The sequence below is a fragment of the Listeria cornellensis FSL F6-0969 genome (assembly GCF_000525855.1).
GTDB lineage: Bacteria > Bacillota > Bacilli > Lactobacillales > Listeriaceae > Listeria_A > Listeria_A cornellensis.
Genome location: NZ_AODE01000023.1, coordinates 16,062 through 33,587 on the forward strand (window position 1 = coordinate 16,062; position 17,526 = coordinate 33,587).

The following is a 17,526-nucleotide window of genomic DNA, read 5'->3' on the forward strand; positions in this document are numbered from 1 at the left end:
AATGAAATCGAGAAACACAAATGGAGGGAACAAGGTGCGTAGACAAAAGAAGAGTAACAAGAAATGGGTTTGGATTAGTCTCATCGTTGTTTTAGTTCTTGCTGTTGGCGGGGGCGCGACCTATTATTTCATGAACAGCAGTGCGAAGAATGAGAAAATGGCGAACGAAGCCGCGGAAAATTTCACGACAAATGTTAAAAAGCAGAATTTCACGAAGCTATCGGATGATGTGACAAAAAAAATCGCTAAAGACGAGCGGTTTCACAGCGAAGGAAATGGAAGCGAAATATGATACCGTTTTTACGGGGATCGACGCACGTGATATCAAGGTTTCTGACTTGAAAGTGACGCATGATGATGCGGAGAATAATTATAAATTGACGTATAGTTTGGAAATGACGACGACGCTAGGTGAGATGGCTAAGCAGGAATATAGTGCTACCATTTCGAGCGAGGATGACGATTGGAAAGTGGATTGGCAGCCGAATTTAATTTTTCCAGGGATGGTGAAATCGGATAAGGTTCGCTTGACGACGGATGAAGCGAAGCGTGGTCAGATTCAAGATGTGAACGGCAAAGGGCTCGCAATTAACAAGAATGTGAGCGAGGCTGGGATTGTTCCGAATGATCTTGGTGAGGGTGAGGCTAAGACGAAGAATTTGGAGGCAATCAGCAAGAAATTCGATATTCCTGTTGTTGATTTGGAGAAGAAACTTTCGCAAAGCTGGGTGCATCCGGATACGTTTGTGCCAATTAAGGTGTTGACGACGGGTTCTCCTGTGCAGATGACGGGTGTGAGTTATGCCACGATTGAAACGCGTTACTACCCGCTAAGCCAAGCCGCAGCGCATTTGATTGGTTATGTTGGCGAAGTGAGCGCGGAAGATATCGAGAAAAATAAACTGCTCAACGCTGGCGATTTGATCGGAAAAGCTGGCTTGGAACGTTATTATGATAAGGCGTTACGTGGCGTGAACGGCGGCCGTATCTTGATCGTAAATGATGAGACGAAAGAGGAAACCGTTCTGCAACAAAATGATAAAAAAGATGGCGACACAATCAAGCTTACGATTGATAGCCAAATCCAGCAAAATGCGTTTAACGCGCTAAAAGGTGAGGTAGGATCTGCGACAATTATCAATCCTACAAACGGGAACCTCGCTGCACTTGTGAGTTCGCCGTCCTATGATACGAATCAGATGGTAGCGGGAATTTCTAGCGCTGACTATAAGAAATACACGGACGACAAAAAACTCCCATTCCTAGCTCGTTATGCGACGCGCTACGCACCAGGTTCTACTTTTAAAACCATTACTGCAGCAGTTGGGCTTGAAAATGGTACGACAAAACCGGATAAAGTACGTGAAATCTCTGGTTTACAGTGGCAAAAAGATAAATCGTGGGGCAAGTATTTTGTGACGCGCGTGCATGATATTCCAAAGGTAAGCATGGTCGATGCACTCGTAAACTCGGATAATATTTATTTTGCACAAGAAGGCTTGGAAATGGGAGAAACGAAATTCCAAGATGGCCTGAAAAAATTCGATTTTGGCGAGGAATTTGACTTACCTTTTAACATGGAACCAGCACAAATTTCTAACGACGGCATCAAATCGGACATCTTACTCGCTGATACGGCATACGGACAAGGTGAATTGTTGATGTCTCCAATCCAGCAAGCAGTAGCCTACACGCCATTCGCGAACAACGGCAAAATGGTCTATCCGAAACTGACGGTAACACAGGAAACGAAGGCAGCCAAAGATTCGATGAGTGCAGGGACAGCGAATGCCGTCAAATCAGCGCTCGTTCAAGCTGTTTCAAAACCTGAAGGAACCGCGCATAAACTCCAAATCGCAGGACACAACATTGCTGCTAAAACAGGAACTGCGGAACTGAAGCAAAAACAAGGCGAAAGTGGTCTTGAAAATGGTTTCTTGCTAGCGTTTGATAGCGACAAACCGGAATACCTCGTATTGGCCATGATTGAAGATGTAAATGGTCGCGGTGGTAGTGGACTCGTGATTGATAAAATGAAACCAGTGATTGAATCGTTTTATAAGTAATACCAAAAAGCTTGAGAGGTCTTTGCGACTTTTCAGGCTTTTTTGTGTAATCACTTTACTTTACTATTTGGACGAGGTATAATAAGTGAAATATTAATTCCGAGTAAATAGATGCGAATTGAAAAGGGGGATTAAGCGAATGACGGCGATTATTGGCATTTCGGCAGCACAATTGACAGAGCAAGTCCCAAATACGATTTCGCGTAACGGCACTTACGTTGGTGGTGATTATGTGTCAGTTATTGCGAAGAGCGGGGCGGCTCCGTTTGTCATTCCAGTGACGGATACGCGGCTTGTGACGACTTTTGTGGATCAGATTGATGGACTCATTTTATCAGGCGGTCAGGATGTTTCACCAGCATTGTATGGTGCGACATCTCAAACTAAACTCGGCGCTATATGCCCAACGCGCGACTTATTCGAATTGGCACTTTTGAAAGAGGCATTGTTACAAAAAAAAGCCGATTCTGGCGATTTGCCGTGGTGCGCAGTTGCTTAATGTCGCATTTGGAGGAACGTTGCATCAAGACACGAGCTATATTGAAAACGCGAATTTATCACATATGCAGCAAGACCAAGCCACGCAAGCAACACATGAAATCCAGGTCGAAAAAGCATCTCGCCTCCGTACTATTCTCGGAAGCACAGCGCACGTCAATTCGTTTCATCATCAAGCCGTGGATAAACTAGGAACCGGCTTAAAAATCACGGCTACTGCCCCTGACGGCGTTGTGGAAGCGATTGAAAAGGAAGGCGCGCCATTCGTTGTCGGCGTCCAGTGGCATCCAGAACTGATCGCAGAAAGGGACGCATCAATGCAACACCTTTTTCGAGAATTTGTGAAAAACGCGGAGCTGGGCGCGCTAAAGCAGTTTTATAACGTACCAGCCAATTTTAAAAGAAAAGCAATTTTACGTTAGCAAAAGGGAGGAAACAACATGAAAAATGGGATACTTATCGCGATGATTGCACTAATCGGTGTTGTCATCGCAGCATGTGGTGGCGGGGATGCGGACAAACAAAAGGCCAGCGAGGGTGCTAAACAATCGATTAAAGTCACGTCCGCAGGCGAAATCGCTACGCTTGATAGCGCGTTATACAGTGACACATTCAGTTCGGATGCAATCGGCCAAATTTCAGAAGGCTTATATCGCGTCAATCCGGACAATGACGCCGAACTAGGCATTGCCAGCGCGGAACCAACTGTGAGTGCTGACAAAAAAAACCTACACATTCCAACTACGCGATGACGCCAAATGGTCGAACGGTGATCCAGTTACAGCCGCCGATTTCGTTTTTGCATTCCAAAAGGTAGTCAATTCAAAAACAGCATCACCAAGTTCGAATCAGATGGACGTCATTAAAAACGCCAACCAAATCCGCAACGAGAAAGCTTCACCAGACACGCTAGGCGTCAAAGCAATCAATGATAAAACGCTCGAAATCACACTAGAAAATCCAATTCCGTATTTGTCAAAACTACTGACAGGAACACCATTCCTACCACAAAATGAGAAATTCGTAACATCCGTAGGTTCCAAATACGGCACATCCGCAGACACAATTCTATCAAACGGTTCCTTCCTATTAAAAGACTGGTCGGGAATTGGTACATCATGGACCTACACCAAAAATAAAGACTATTGGGATGCAGAGAACGTGAAACTAAACAAAATCGCCGTCCAAGTCGCTAAAGAAACAGGCGCCGGCGTTAACCTTTACGAGACAGGCGACGTCCAATACACCGCGCTGACCGACGAATTTGTCCAAAAATACAAAGGCGACAAAGCTTACCACGCTAAAGAGAAATCACTAATCGGCTATCTAGGATTTAATGAAGACCGCAAAGCAACAGGTAACGTCCACTTACGCAAAGCCCTCTCGATGGCGTTTGACAAAGAAGCTTACACCAACACCATTCTAGGTGATGGTTCCAAAGCGCTGAACGGCTATATTCCATCCGGCTTTGCTAAAGACCCGAAAAACAACAAAGATTTCCGCTCAGAAAATGGTGATCTCATCACGTTTGACCCTGAAAAAGCGAAATCAGAATGGGTGACAGCCAAACAAGAGCTCGGTGTCGACAAACTTACCCTAGAAATCCTATCCTCCGACACCGAAGTCTCCAAGAAAACCGTTGAGTTCCTACAAAGCGAAATCGAAAAGAATCTACCAGGCGTGACAATCAAACTAAAAAGTGTACCGCTAAAAAATAGGCTAGCACTTACAACAACAGGGGATTACGACATTTTCTATGGCACATGGACGCCGGACTACAGCGATCCCATCAACTTTTTAGAAGTGTATCAATCAGATGGCGGTTTAAATTTTTCGAAATACAATAGCAGTAAGTATGACGAAGGTTTGAGTGAAGTCAAAAAAACGTATGCCACGGATTCCGAAAAGCGCTGGGATAAAATGCTTGAACTTGAAAAACAATTAATTCAAACAGATGCCGTCGTCGCACCATTCTATCAAGGAGCCTCGGCATACTTGGTAGATCCCGCAGTCAAAGGCGTGCAAATCTACCCATTTGGTCGAAATATCTCTTACCGACTTGCATACGTCGCGAAATAAAAACCATAGAGAATAGTCCAAAATACGATTCCAACCGTTGTTTTGAACTATTCTTTTCTATCTCACCTAACCTAGTCAAAACGCTTGACAATCCACCAATAAGAATGGTACTATATCCAAGGTGCCTCTTCCATCGTGACGAGGTATAGAAAATAGAAACTGTTGTTAGGATTATCCTATCAGCAATTTTATTTTAAAGAAAAAATGAACCACCTGGATGTGTGGTTCTATAAAATTCGGAAGGAGGAAACCAAAAAATGCCTACAATTAATCAATTAGTTCGCAAACCGCGTCAATCTAAATCTAAGAAATCAGATTCTCCAGCACTTAACAAAGGCCTAAATACTTTCAGAAGATCATTAACTGACGTATCATCTCCACAGAAACGTGGCGTATGTACTCGTGTTGGTACAATGACTCCGAAGAAACCTAACTCGGCGCTTCGTAAGTACGCTCGTGTACGTTTGACTAACGGACTTGAAGTAACTGCTTATATCCCAGGTATCGGACATAACCTACAAGAACATAGTGTTGTACTTATTCGCGGAGGACGTGTTAAAGATTTACCGGGGGTACGTTATCATATCGTACGTGGTGCTCTAGATACAGCTGGTGTTGAAAATAGAGGACAAAGCCGTTCTAAATACGGAACGAAAAAACCTAAAAAAATAAACTAAACTTAGATGAAAGGAGGATATCCAATGCCTCGTAAAGGTCCTGTTGTTAAACGTGACGTATTACCAGATCCAATGTACAATTCGAAATTGGTAACACGTCTAATCAATAAACTTATGATTGATGGTAAACGCGGAAAAGCGCAAACTATCATTTATTCTGCTTTTGATATCATTGCGAAAGAAAGTGGAAAAGACCCTATGGAAGTGTTTGACGAAGCAATCAAGAACATCATGCCAGTTCTTGAAGTAAAAGCTCGCCGTGTTGGTGGAGCTAACTATCAAGTTCCGATTGAAGTTCGTCCTGATCGTCGCTCAACTCTAGGTCTACGTTGGTTAGTTAACTATTCACGTCTGCGTGGAGAGAAAACTATGGTAGAACGTCTTGCACACGAAATTCTTGATGCATCTAACAATGCCGGAGCTTCCGTTAAGAAACGTGAAGATACGCATAAAATGGCAGATGCAAACAGAGCATTCGCTCACTATCGCTGGTAAGATTTTTCTTATCCGCACGACTAGGTCAACACTTGTTGCCTAACTAAATCGTTAATAATGGAAGGAGAAATACCCATGGCTAGAGAGTTCTCCTTAGAAAAGACGCGTAATATTGGTATTATGGCTCATATTGATGCTGGTAAAACCACTACTACAGAGCGTATCCTTTTCTATACAGGGCGTATTCATAAAATTGGTGAAACACATGAAGGTGCATCCCAAATGGACTGGATGGAACAAGAACAAGAACGTGGTATTACGATCACATCCGCTGCGACAACTGCGCAATGGAAAGGTCACCGCGTAAACATTATCGATACACCAGGACACGTAGATTTCACTGTTGAAGTTGAACGTTCCCTTCGTGTATTAGATGGTGCTGTTGCCGTTCTAGATGCACAATCAGGTGTTGAGCCACAAACCGAAACAGTTTGGCGCCAAGCAACTACTTACGGGGTTCCTCGTGTAGTATTTGTTAACAAAATGGATAAAATCGGTGCTGATTTCTTGTATTCAGTAGGTACATTACATGACCGCCTAGATGCAAATGCACACCCAATCCAATTACCAATCGGTGCGGAAGACACGTTTGAAGGAATCATTGACCTAGTGGAAATGAACGCTTTATACTACATGGATGACGTAGGTAGCGATCCTGAAATCCGTGAAATCCCGGCTGACTTAAAAGAGCTTGCTGACGAATATCGTGGCAAACTTATTGAAGCGGTAGCTGACTTAGATGAAGATCTAATGATGAAATATCTTGAAGGTGAAGAACCTACAAAAGAAGAATTGAAAGCTGGTATCCGTAAAGGAACACTTGCTGTTGAATTCTACCCTGTTGTATGTGGTACTGCATTCAAAAACAAAGGTGTACAACCGATGCTTGATTCAGTATTAGATTACCTACCAGCGCCAACAGATGTTGCTGCTATTAAAGGTATTTTACCAGACACAGAAGAAGAAGCGGAACGTCATCCTGATGATAATGAGCCATTCTCTTCTCTTGCGTTTAAAGTTATGACTGACCCGTATGTTGGTCGTCTTACTTTCTTCCGCGTTTACTCAGGTACTTTGAACTCAGGTTCTTACGTTCAAAACTCATCTAAAGGTAAACGTGAACGTGTTGGACGTATCCTTCAAATGCACGCGAATCACCGTGAAGAGATTTCGATCGTTTACTGTGGAGATATCGCTGCTGCTGTTGGTTTGAAAGACACAACTACTGGGGACACGCTATGTGATGAAAAGAATCAAATTATCTTAGAATCCATGGAATTCCCAGAACCAGTTATCTCGGTTGCTATTGAGCCAAAATCAAAAGCCGATCAAGATAAAATGGGTCAAGCTCTTGCAAAACTTGCAGAAGAAGATCCAACATTCCGTACAGAGACTGACCAAGAAACTGGTCAAACAATCATCTCTGGTATGGGTGAGCTTCACTTAGATATCCTTGTTGACCGTATGCGTCGTGAGTTCAAGGTAGAAGCTAACGTGGGAGATCCACAAGTTTCTTACCGTGAAACATTCCGCCAAACTGCCCAAGTCGAAGGTAAATTCGTTCGTCAATCCGGTGGTCGTGGACAATATGGTCACGTTTGGATCGAATTCGGTCCTAACGAAGAAGGAAAAGGCTTTGAGTTCGAGAATGCTATTGTCGGTGGTGTTGTTCCACGTGAATACATCCCAGCAGTTCAAGCAGGTCTTGAAGGCGCGCTAGGAAATGGTGTACTTGCAGGATTCCCGCTAATCGATATTAAAGCAAAATTATATGACGGATCTTACCATGATGTCGATTCCAATGAAATGGCCTTTAAAGTGGCTGCTTCTATGGCTCTTCGTAACGCGGCTAAGAAATGTAGTCCTGTCATCTTGGAACCAATGATGAATGTTGAAGTAATTGTACCTGAGGATTACCTTGGAGACATTATGGGTAACATCACATCTCGTCGTGGTCGTGTAGATGGTATGGAAGCACGCGGTAACGCTCAAGTTGTTCGTGCCTTCGTTCCACTTGCAAACATGTTTGGTTATGCTACGTACCTGCGTTCAAGTACGCAAGGTCGCGGAGTTTACACTATGCAGTTTGACCATTATGAAGAAGTTCCAAAATCCGTTGGTGAAGAGATTATCAAAGCGAACGGCGGAAACAACAAAGAAGATTAATCAGTGCGCCGACGAACGCTCATCTTCGTCGTTAATCCCTGCGTTACGGTGCTCATGTACGGTCGTACATTCCGCTCCGGTACTCGGTATTGCCTAGAATCTAAGCATTCGTCGGCACACTGAGGTTAGGTGACACGGTCGAGTTAGGCGGGAAGAGAACGGTTCGAAACGCTATTGATTGCAAACTTTTGTTGTATCCTGTATAACTATAGTAACGAGATTCGCGCGGAGTAATCCGCGTGTTATCAATAATTTTTTTAAACATGAAGGAGGAAATATTAAAATGGCTAAAGAAAAATTTGACCGCTCAAAACCCCATGTTAACGTTGGTACTATCGGACACGTCGATCATGGTAAAACTACTTTAACAGCTGCAATCACTACAGTATTATCTAAAAAAGGTTTTGCAGAAGCTTCTGCATACGACCAAATCGATGGTGCTCCAGAAGAAAGAGAACGTGGTATCACAATCTCTACTGCTCACGTTGAGTATGAAACTGAAAACCGTCACTACGCGCATGTAGATTGCCCAGGACATGCCGATTATGTTAAAAACATGATCACTGGTGCTGCACAAATGGATGGTGGTATCTTAGTAGTATCTGCTGCTGATGGTCCAATGCCGCAAACTCGTGAGCATATCTTGCTTTCACGTCAAGTTGGGGTTCCTTACCTTGTTGTCTTCATGAACAAATGTGATATGGTAGACGACGAAGAATTACTAGAATTAGTTGAAATGGAAATTCGTGATCTATTAACTGAATACGACTTCCCTGGCGATGACATTCCTGTAATTAAAGGTTCTGCTCTTAAAGCTCTTCAAGGTGAACCAGAATGGGAAGCAAAAGTTGACGAACTTATGGACGCTGTGGATAGCTATATCCCAACTCCAACTCGTGACACTGACAAACCATTCATGATGCCAGTTGAGGATGTATTCTCAATCACTGGTCGTGGAACTGTTGCTACAGGTCGTGTTGAACGTGGACAAGTTAAAGTTGGTGACGAAGTTGAAGTTATCGGCCTTGTTGAAGACACTAAGAAAATCGTTGTAACTGGAGTAGAAATGTTCCGTAAGTTACTTGATTACGCTGAAGCTGGCGACAACATTGGCGCGCTTTTACGTGGTGTGGCTCGTGAAGATATCCAACGTGGACAAGTACTTGCTAAACCAGGTACAATTACTCCGCATACTTCTTTTAAAGCTGAAACTTATGTTCTATCAAAAGAAGAAGGTGGACGTCATACTCCATTCTTTAACAACTACCGTCCACAATTCTATTTCCGTACTACTGACGTAACAGGTATTGTTACACTTCCAGAAGGTACTGAAATGGTTATGCCTGGCGATAACGTTGAGGTTTCTGTTGAACTAATCGCACCAGTTGCGATTGAAGAAGGTACTAAATTCTCTATCCGTGAGGGTGGACGTACTGTAGGCGCTGGAGTAGTAGCGACTATCTCTAAATAATCTCTATTTAAAAAATCCGATTCCTCTTTTGGGGAGTCGGATTTTTTTGTTCGTGAATGAAGACTTTAAGAATTTCTAAAATTTACTGGGATTGCATCGACAAGTGTATCTTGGAATGGTATATTTGGTAAAAATGGAATTTTGTTAGGAGGACGAAATGATGCGGTGGAAAGTAATATTTGCTGGATTTTTAGTCTGCGTTATTGGTGGGGTTGGTTATTTAGCGTTTGATTACCAACAGAGTCAGAAACACGCGATATATGAGTGGGCGGCAGTGGTAAAGCATCAAGGGGAAATTTACTCTATCAGAAATATGACCTTGGATGGATCAGAAGTTAAGCCGTTGCTTGGGGAGAAGTTGGGTCGTAGTATCGATAAATATGATGAATGGCAGGAAAGTGGTAGAGGGATGCCTGAATTAGCGTCTACCCATGGTGTGATGGATATGTATACGGTGAAAGGTTATCCTGAAAGTCAACGGATTATCGGACTTAGAGAAGGTTTTGATGGGCTTGAAATCGCTGTTTTTGAAAAAGAGGATATCAGTTCGGTGGCGAGGTTGTTGGATAATTATAAAGTTGAGGGGAATATAAAGAATGCTACATATCAATTGAAGAATGGAACATATCGGACCTTGGATGATACAGATTTGTTGGAGGAGTTTATGGCTAGTCTACGGGGTTCGAAGGAAAGGATTAATGCTTATTTTGGTGAAGAGGTAGCAGCGAAGAACTTCATTATTCATTTGAAGGATAATACGAATTTGGCGGTAGAAATGAATGAGAACGGGCTTGTAATGATGGATGGTTTGGAAGTGCAGTTGAAAAAAGATGTGTTGTTTAAAAAGATGTATCAAGCATTAGCTGGTGCACAAGGTGACATGACTGGCGATTATACACAGCTAAGGTATAGAAATCAAGATTATGCGCAGTGGGGTGGAACCGGAAGAAATGTATCACGGGATATGGTTGATCAATATATCGGTACTACGCGGGAAGTATCGGAGGAGACGCTGAATGGTGAGGAGAAGTTGGCGGATCTCAGCTCAAATGTCCATGATAAAAAGATATTTAGCACAAAGCTCTACAATGATGGCTATAAATTGTTGATGGAGAATGCTGGTGCTTTTGAGGTGCTGATTAATAATTCGATGGATTCGCCAAAACAAATGGAAGAACTTCTTGATTTTAAAAAAAATCATGGCAGTGATGGATAATATCCGATATGAATCGAAGCAGAGTTGGTTATTTGGAGAGCGGGACTTTCGTGAAGTGGTAGACTTAGAGGTGAAAAATAAATTTCTCTCAGCTTTGGAGCGCGCAGAGGGATCGCCGACATTGGAGTACGCTGATGCTTTGGACAAAAGACATATTGTTTTGAGCATGGTGGATGGTAACGAGTTAGAATTGTTGCTGCAAGAGGACGGCAGTATATTTTTTGAAGATAATTATTTCGAGTTAGCGGAACAGGATAAAAGTGCAATATGGCGTTTATTCTAGAAAAAGGAGCAATTAATCCATATCGGACTAAATGCTCCTTTTCAAAATAGCGGATGTGAGTGCGTACATTTGATCACGATACGCGCCTGCTGGTAGTTTCTTGATTTCGCGCAATGCTTTGTTGGTATACTTGTCGGCTAATGCGAAAGCTTGCTCCACGCCTTTGTATTTTGCTATGAGTGCGAGTAGTTGTTCCAAATCTGCATCTGACATATCGAGTTGTTTTTCGAGTAGTGGTTGGAACTCGGCTTGGTGTTTCTGCATGGCATAGATGAGTGGGAGTGTGTAGACGCCTTGTTTGACGTCGTTTAGCACAGGTTTTCCGAGCCCATCATCGGAGCTTGTATAATCCAGTACATCGTCAATAATCTGAAAAGCCATGCCTAGATAGTGGCCAATATTCCAAGCATTACGTACTTGAAAACGAGTTGCTTTACTTTGAGATGCACCAGAAAAGGTACTCAGGGCGAAAAGTTGCGCCGTTTTTCCGGAAATGCGTGATAAATATTGGCGTACCGTCACGTTAATATCATAGCGCATCCGCATTTGATCAAGTTCGCCCATCAGGATTTTTTCGATGTTTTTGCTGTTAAATTCGATGTTTTCAACAGAACTAGCGTGACTCGATAAAATTTTAAAACAGATGCAAAACAAATAATCACCGGTATAAACCGCATAATTGCGTCCGTATTTCGAGTGGATCGTTGGAATACCGCGTCTAGTTGGAGCGTCATCCACGACATCATCATGGATTAGCGTCGCCATATGTAGGACTTCTAGGGCGCCGGCAACCGCGATAGCGCGACCACGATCCCAATCAGGACCAATTTGAGCCGCGAGCATAGCATAGGCAGGGCGGAGCAGTTTACCACCAGCGTGAATCAAATCTTTCACGTTTTTCTCCACTTGCTTATCTCGGATTTGGATACTTTTTTCGATAGTTGTGAGTACATCTTTCAAATCGGTTTGCAGATTTGGATAGGCGTCCCACATCGGGTGAAGTTGCATAATTCATCCTCATTTCGCTTAGTTTTGAATAGGTTCGTTCGTTTTATTAAAAGCACGTAGCGTCTGTACATTTTTAATTAAATAATTGGCCGCGATTCCGACCGCAATCCCTGATAGTATCCCGATAAACGAGAGAACAGGCAAGTATAGCATGACATTCCAACTACCGGCGATCCAACTTGCAATCACGAGTTGACCAACATTATGTAGAATCCCGCCAGTTGTGCTGACACCGATAATGCTGACGCGCTTAGGCCCTAGTTTTTTCACCAACCACATACCGCCAAAACTCAAAATCGCTCCGGCCGCGCTATACATAAACGTCGAAATCGTTCCGCCGAGCAATGTGGCCAGAACCAGTCGAATACAAACAATCATAAAAGCGTCTTTCGTGGATAGCGTGTACAAGGAAATACACGTAATAATATTCGCCAAACCGAGTTTAGCACCAGGCGCGAAGGCGAATGGGAATGGTATCGCGCGTTCCAACAAGCTAATGACAACTGCTTGAGCCGCCAGTAAAGCAATATAAACTAAACGCTTATTCTTAGTCATGTACACACCTCCCGTTTTTCAATAATTCACTCTAAGATGGAATAACAATCCCGTCATCAGGCTCCGTCTCACCAGTTGTAGACTGAACTTCAATCACGACCTTGTGCGGCAAACAAACAATTGTCTCGCCGAGTTTTCCAATCGCGCCAACGCGGACGCAAACTTGGTCATTACAATTCGCAGCACTAATCCGAATCCTTTCATCCTTCACTTCAATCTCATTGTAATCACCATCATCCGCCGTCACCTTAAACGTATCAACGCCGGAATGCCCAGTCAAATCGACGCGTTTAAACTCTTTGCCATCGACTTTAATGACCGCGACCAACTTCGACTCCGAGCCAGCTGGTGGGGCAGGTTCTTGAGACTTCGCATACGTAAAAATAGCTAGAGGCAAAAAAGAAAGCACAGTTAAGAGTACAATGATAATGACATCCCAACGCTTCACCATATGTAAATATTCCTTCATGTTTCTTTACCCCCTCTAACTAACTTTACCTTCATTGTAATACACTAGCCCAAAAATTTATAGCGAAAGGCAGTTTTGGGCTGCCTTTCGCTAATAAGTTTCAATCGTATAAAATTACTTGTCGCGGTAGATGGAACTTTCCTTGCCGTACCACCAGCGCCCAAGATGTTTCTGTAACCAAGGCATAGCCCAATAATCTAAACCAAATGTACGTCCAGCGCCATTTAGTAAAGCGATCGAAGCAGGTAACGCCCAGAATTTGTCCCAACCAAGCATAGCGCAAAGTGTGAACATTACCAGGAATCCAGCGCTTCCGATACTAGCTAACCAAGTGAATAGACCAACAACAAGCGCAAGACCGATTGCAAGTTCTACAAACGGAACGACTTTTTGCATGAAAAGAGCAACGTCGAGGTTTGGCATGATAAGTTTCATGATCCACTCAAACCAACCAGGCATATGAGCAAAAATTGGCGTTGTTACGTTTGTCGCAGCAGCACCAGCAGCATCGCCGGCCGCTTGTGACGCACCAGATGTTGCGTCTGTTTGCAACCATTCAAATGGCATTTTTGAAGTTGTCGCAGTTAACCATGAATCAGGTCCGAGTCCTTGGAATAACGGTTTCAAGTTCGTCAGGCTAACTTTATCCCACGTCGTTTCACCGTAAATCTTAGAAAGAGCCTCGTCAACCCAGAACCAGCCGACATAAATACGAAGCGGTAATGTCCAAAGTACGTTACCATAACGAGAAGTCCAACCGCGGAAAATATTCCGGTTATCTCGAATATGGAAAAATTCGTGGGAAACGTATTGCGCCATATAATAACCACTACGGATTCCAAAGAAGTAGTAAAGATTAACCATGTGTTTCATGAAAATCGCGAACCAACCGTGCAAGCGTAATCCGCCTAGGTTAGCGACACCATATTTGGAGCCAATCGAAACCATGACACCGTGATATTTCCCTTTATAAGCTTCTTTTTCAGTTCCGCTGATTTCAGAAATGATGCTTTTCGCAGCAGTCATCCCAGTTTGTTCAGCAGCTTCAACGATTTGAGGAGTCGGTTTGCCCTCTTCCTCTTCATAATAAGCTAAGTCACCGATAACGTATGTGTTTTCGAACTTCTCGGCTTCCATGTATTCATTGACTTTCAAACGGCCAGCACGCGCAGTTTCCATACCGTAATCTTTCGTATCAGAATTCGCACGAACCCCAGCAGTCCAAATTAATGTATGCGTAGGAATTTCTTCACCAGATTTCAAAACAATGCTTTCCGCCTTCACTTCAACGATAGCAGCATTTTTCATAATCTTGATGCCTTTTTTCAGCATGAAGTCTTCCGCTTTTTGAGCATCTTTACGATCTAGCATGTTCAGAATCGTTGGTGCCGCTTCGACAACAATCAATTCAATCTCAGAAATATCCACCTTGTTATCTTTCGCAAGACGCGTTTTCCAGTCAAGCAATTCCCCAACCATTTCGATCCCAGTAAAACCAGAACCACAAATAGCAAAAGTAAGCATGGCTTTGCGTGTCGCTACATCTTGTTCCTCGGAAGCATCATGAACAACCGTTTCGATATGTTCGCGTAACTTCACCGCATTTTCCCAAGACCAAAGCGTGAATCCATGTTCACCAACACCAGGTGTTCCAAAGTCATTAGGCTCGCCGCCCATACCAAGAACGAGGTAATCAAACGGATAGCTACCATTTTCCGTCGTCACCGTTTTCGTTTCGTGATCAACGTGCGTTACGTTGTCCGTCACTAATTTCACTTTCGTACGATTAAACAAATGACGTAAATCATACTGTATCGCTGTTGGTTCAACACGTCCCCCAGCTACTTCGTGCAACTCAGTCATCATCGTATGATAGGAATGTCTATCAATCAACGTGATGGTTACTGACTCGTCTCTCTTGTACTTTTTCGCTAATTTCTTAGCCGCATGTACACCTGCATATCCCGCCCCTATTAAAACAATATTCTTTTCAGGCATATGCTTTCTCAACTCCTTGTAAGTATATTCACAAAAATTATAAGTCCTGCGTTTCAAAACATTATAGTAATAACCTAACCCAGTTTAACAGATAGAACAAAGGCTGTCTAGAGTCTTTACCCTCAAAAAATGCGAAACAAACGTGAATTTATAGGTGAAAAGCTTCACAGGGCAACAAACCCCATTTGAGTGGTAAAAATTTAAAAAAAAGCATTGCAAAATAAGAAAGAAATCATTTTCTGAAAATTATTGGTTTTTAAAACATGCATACTGTGTGTAGACAAATTGAGACAATAATGTTATATTTAAGTGGAATTAGGGTGAGCTTGTTGATTTCGTGCCAATTCCATTGTTCATGTCATCACAAGTAATATTTTAAAAGGTGGGAGCAAATTTTATGAAGAAGAAAAAATTAGTAATGGCCTTGACGGCAGTAATGGCTTCAAGCATGTTGTTAGTAGCATGTGGGAATGACAATAGTAGCGACAGCAAGTCATCAAGTGATAGCAAGCAGTCGGATACGAAGAAAGCGGACGCTAAAACAGATGGTACAATGACAGATGGTACCTACAAACTACAAGAAAAGAATTTTGATGATAAAGGTTGGCAAGGCTTCATGACAATCACTGTTAAAGACAATAAAATCACAGAATCTGATTATAATTACAAAGATAAAGACGGTAAGCTAAAGACAGACGATGCTGACTACGAGAAAAACATGAAAGCTAAAGTAGGCACAGGCCCACAAGAATATATTCCAGCTTTGAATGATTCTCTAGTTGCTAAACAAGCAGCGGCGGACGTAGAAGTAGTGACAGGAGCAACACATTCTTCTGATGCATTTATCAACTACTCGAACCAATTGATTCAAGCGGCGCAACGTGCAGACACAGCGACAATTGAAATCAACAATGGTGCAGATTTGCAAGACGGTAAATATTCACTAGAAGAGCAAAACTATGCTAACAACTACCGTCTCGTATTCAACATGGAAGTAAAAGATGGCAAAATCACGACATCTGACTACAACTATGTAGACAAAGATGGTAAGAAGAAAACAGACGATGCTGACTACGAGAAGAACATGAAAGCAAAAACTGGTGTAGGTCCACAAGAATACATCCCAGCACTTAACAAAGCATTGGTAGATAAACAAAACCCAGCAGACGTTGCAGTAGTGACAGGTGCGACACATTCATCTGACGCATTCAAAATCTATGCAGCTCAACTTTACAACGCAGCGCAATCTGGTAACGCAGATTTAATTAAAGTTTACAATAAAGTAGACTCTGAATAAGTAATAGTAAGTAACGAAGAAGGGCTTCAGGGCGAAAACTCTGGAGCCTTTTTCGTTGGTCTTGCTCGACTTTCTTGACAATGACCCCAATCACCGATACATTAAAATAGCAACAAAGCCACACCATATTTTCATCCCAAACCGGAAAGGTGCAATCCAAATGAAGAAATTTTATATTTTAATCACGCTTATGCTTTTAGTGGTTGTTGTTACAGCATGTGGTAACGACGATGCGAAGAAAAGCGGTGCATCAGAAGACAATGACTCAGAAATACTTGCCCAACCATATACAAAGACTGAATTTCTAATGGGGACAATCAATGTAGTTAAAATTTACGATAAAGGAAAAGAGGACGTCCTTCTCAAAGCTTTTGACCGCATTAAGGAACTAGATAAGCAGATTACTACGAGTGACAGTGCGAAATCCTCTGAAGTAGATAAAATAAACTTGGCGGCAGGCGTGAATCCTGTGAAGGTAAATGATGACGTTTATTATCTTATTAAAGAAGGCTTGAAATACAGCGCAAGTTCAGGTGGAAGTTTCGATATTACAATTGGACCGCTAACTTCTCTATGGCACATCGGCTTTGATGATGCGAAAAAACCTAGTCAAGCGGAAATCGACGCGGTTTTGCCGTTGATCGATTATAAAAAAGTGAAGTTAGATGATACTAAAAAGACAGTTTTCCTAGAAGAAAAGGGCATGGAACTTGATCTAGGGGCCATTGCTAAAGGTTATATTGCGGATGAAGTAGCCGATGTTCTAGATAAAAATAAAGTAACAACAGCAATTATTGATCTAGGTGGGAATATCATTGTGAAAGGTGACAGTCCTAAAGGTGGCGACTGGGTTGTAGGTATTCAAGACCCATTTGAATCGCGTGGCACGGTGATTGGTACGGTTCCGGAAGCGAATAAATCGATTGTTACCTCTGGAATCTACGAACGTTTCTTAGAAGTAGATGGCGTGAAATATCATCATTTACTTGATCCGAAAACAGGGTATCCATTTGATAATGACATTGCCGGCGTATCCATCATTTCTGAAAAATCCATTGATGGTGATGGCTTATCTACAGCAACGTTCTCCAAAGGCATTCAAGGTGGTATGGACTTCATTGAGACATACAAAGGTGTAGAAGCGATTTTTGTAAGTAAAGAGAAAAAAGTATACATCACATCTGGTTTGCAAGGGAAGTTCAAATTAACCGATAAAAATTTCAAAATGGCGAATTAAAAAGGAGTGTC

General features: G+C 42.6%; 16 protein-coding genes and 1 pseudogene. 13 read left to right on the forward strand and 4 right to left on the reverse strand.

Annotated elements, in window-relative coordinates; genetic code table 11:
• Position 1: 1 nt before the first annotated feature.
• The 11 genes and pseudogenes from pbp4 to PCORN_RS10655 all read left to right on the forward strand — a co-directional run bounded on the left by pbp4 (position 2) and on the right by PCORN_RS10655 (position 10,951).
• A pseudogene (gene pbp4 / locus PCORN_RS10615) lies at positions 2-2,066 on the forward strand (penicillin-binding protein PBP4(5)).
• A gap of 139 nt (positions 2,067-2,205) precedes the next feature.
• Positions 2,206-2,565 carry a gamma-glutamyl-gamma-aminobutyrate hydrolase family protein gene (locus PCORN_RS20855; RefSeq protein WP_051999396.1) on the forward strand — a complete coding sequence of 120 codons (360 nt, stop codon included), beginning with the start codon at positions 2,206-2,208 and terminating at the stop codon, positions 2,563-2,565.
• Complete coding sequence (locus PCORN_RS20860; protein WP_159102569.1) at positions 2,558-2,986, forward strand: gamma-glutamyl-gamma-aminobutyrate hydrolase family protein; 429 nt, start codon at positions 2,558-2,560, stop codon at positions 2,984-2,986. Before PCORN_RS20855 ends, PCORN_RS20860 begins: the two co-directional genes overlap by 8 nt.
• Before the next feature lie 18 nt (positions 2,987-3,004).
• Entirely contained in the window at positions 3,005-3,316 is a 312-nt protein-coding gene (locus PCORN_RS19830) for a hypothetical protein (protein WP_206537442.1), read from the forward strand.
• Entirely contained in the window at positions 3,276-4,643 is a 1,368-nt protein-coding gene (locus tag PCORN_RS10625) for a peptide ABC transporter substrate-binding protein (protein WP_206537443.1), read from the forward strand. The genes PCORN_RS19830 and PCORN_RS10625 overlap by 41 nt, the downstream gene beginning before the upstream one ends.
• Positions 4,644-4,900: 257 nt before the next feature.
• A complete protein-coding gene (gene rpsL / locus PCORN_RS10630; protein WP_036080254.1) occupies positions 4,901-5,320 on the forward strand; it encodes a 30S ribosomal protein S12 in 420 nt (139 codons plus the stop codon).
• 24 nt (positions 5,321-5,344) lie between these two features.
• The gene (gene rpsG / locus PCORN_RS10635; RefSeq protein WP_036080257.1) at positions 5,345-5,815 is read left to right on the forward strand and encodes a 30S ribosomal protein S7; all 471 of its coding nucleotides are present in this window, start codon (positions 5,345-5,347) and stop codon (positions 5,813-5,815) included.
• A gap of 75 nt (positions 5,816-5,890) precedes the next feature.
• Complete coding sequence (gene fusA, locus PCORN_RS10640; RefSeq protein ID WP_036080260.1) at positions 5,891-7,981, forward strand: elongation factor G; 2,091 nt, start codon at positions 5,891-5,893, stop codon at positions 7,979-7,981.
• Positions 7,982-8,264: 283 nt separating this feature from the next.
• The gene (gene tuf / locus PCORN_RS10645) at positions 8,265-9,452 is read left to right on the forward strand and encodes an elongation factor Tu (RefSeq protein WP_036080263.1); all 1,188 of its coding nucleotides are present in this window, start codon (positions 8,265-8,267) and stop codon (positions 9,450-9,452) included.
• A 157-nt stretch (positions 9,453-9,609) separates the two neighbouring features.
• Positions 9,610-10,668 (forward strand): hypothetical protein, encoded by a 1,059-nt coding sequence (locus PCORN_RS10650; protein ID WP_149024320.1) that lies wholly within the window; start codon positions 9,610-9,612, stop codon positions 10,666-10,668.
• Positions 10,634-10,951: a hypothetical protein gene (locus PCORN_RS10655; protein WP_036080271.1), complete on the forward strand. Its 318-nt coding sequence runs from the start codon at positions 10,634-10,636 to the stop codon at positions 10,949-10,951. Before PCORN_RS10650 ends, PCORN_RS10655 begins: the two co-directional genes overlap by 35 nt.
• A gap of 27 nt (positions 10,952-10,978) precedes the next feature.
• Here PCORN_RS10655 and PCORN_RS10660 read toward each other — a convergent pair whose 3' ends face one another.
• The 4 genes from PCORN_RS10660 to PCORN_RS10675 form a co-directional block, all read right to left on the reverse strand.
• Positions 10,979-11,959 (reverse strand): polyprenyl synthetase family protein, encoded by a 981-nt coding sequence (locus tag PCORN_RS10660; protein ID WP_036080274.1) that lies wholly within the window; start codon positions 11,957-11,959, stop codon positions 10,979-10,981.
• A gap of 18 nt (positions 11,960-11,977) precedes the next feature.
• The gene (gene eetB, locus PCORN_RS10665; protein WP_036060247.1) at positions 11,978-12,514 is read right to left on the reverse strand and encodes a flavinylation system FAD exporter subunit EetB; all 537 of its coding nucleotides are present in this window, start codon (positions 12,512-12,514) and stop codon (positions 11,978-11,980) included.
• 31 nt (positions 12,515-12,545) lie between these two features.
• Entirely contained in the window at positions 12,546-12,983 is a 438-nt protein-coding gene (locus PCORN_RS10670; protein WP_036080278.1) for a NusG domain II-containing protein, read from the reverse strand.
• A 114-nt stretch (positions 12,984-13,097) separates the two neighbouring features.
• Positions 13,098-14,981 carry an FAD-dependent oxidoreductase gene (locus PCORN_RS10675; protein ID WP_036080281.1) on the reverse strand — a complete coding sequence of 628 codons (1,884 nt, stop codon included), beginning with the start codon at positions 14,979-14,981 and terminating at the stop codon, positions 13,098-13,100.
• Positions 14,982-15,378: 397 nt separating this feature from the next.
• Between PCORN_RS10675 and pplA the strand changes: the two genes are divergently transcribed.
• Positions 15,379-16,278 (forward strand): extracellular electron transfer flavoprotein PplA, encoded by a 900-nt coding sequence (pplA, locus tag PCORN_RS10680; protein WP_036080284.1) that lies wholly within the window; start codon positions 15,379-15,381, stop codon positions 16,276-16,278.
• 160 nt (positions 16,279-16,438) lie between these two features.
• Positions 16,439-17,515: an FAD:protein FMN transferase gene (locus PCORN_RS10685; protein WP_036080287.1), complete on the forward strand. Its 1,077-nt coding sequence runs from the start codon at positions 16,439-16,441 to the stop codon at positions 17,513-17,515.
• The last annotated feature ends 11 nt before the right edge of the window (positions 17,516-17,526 follow it).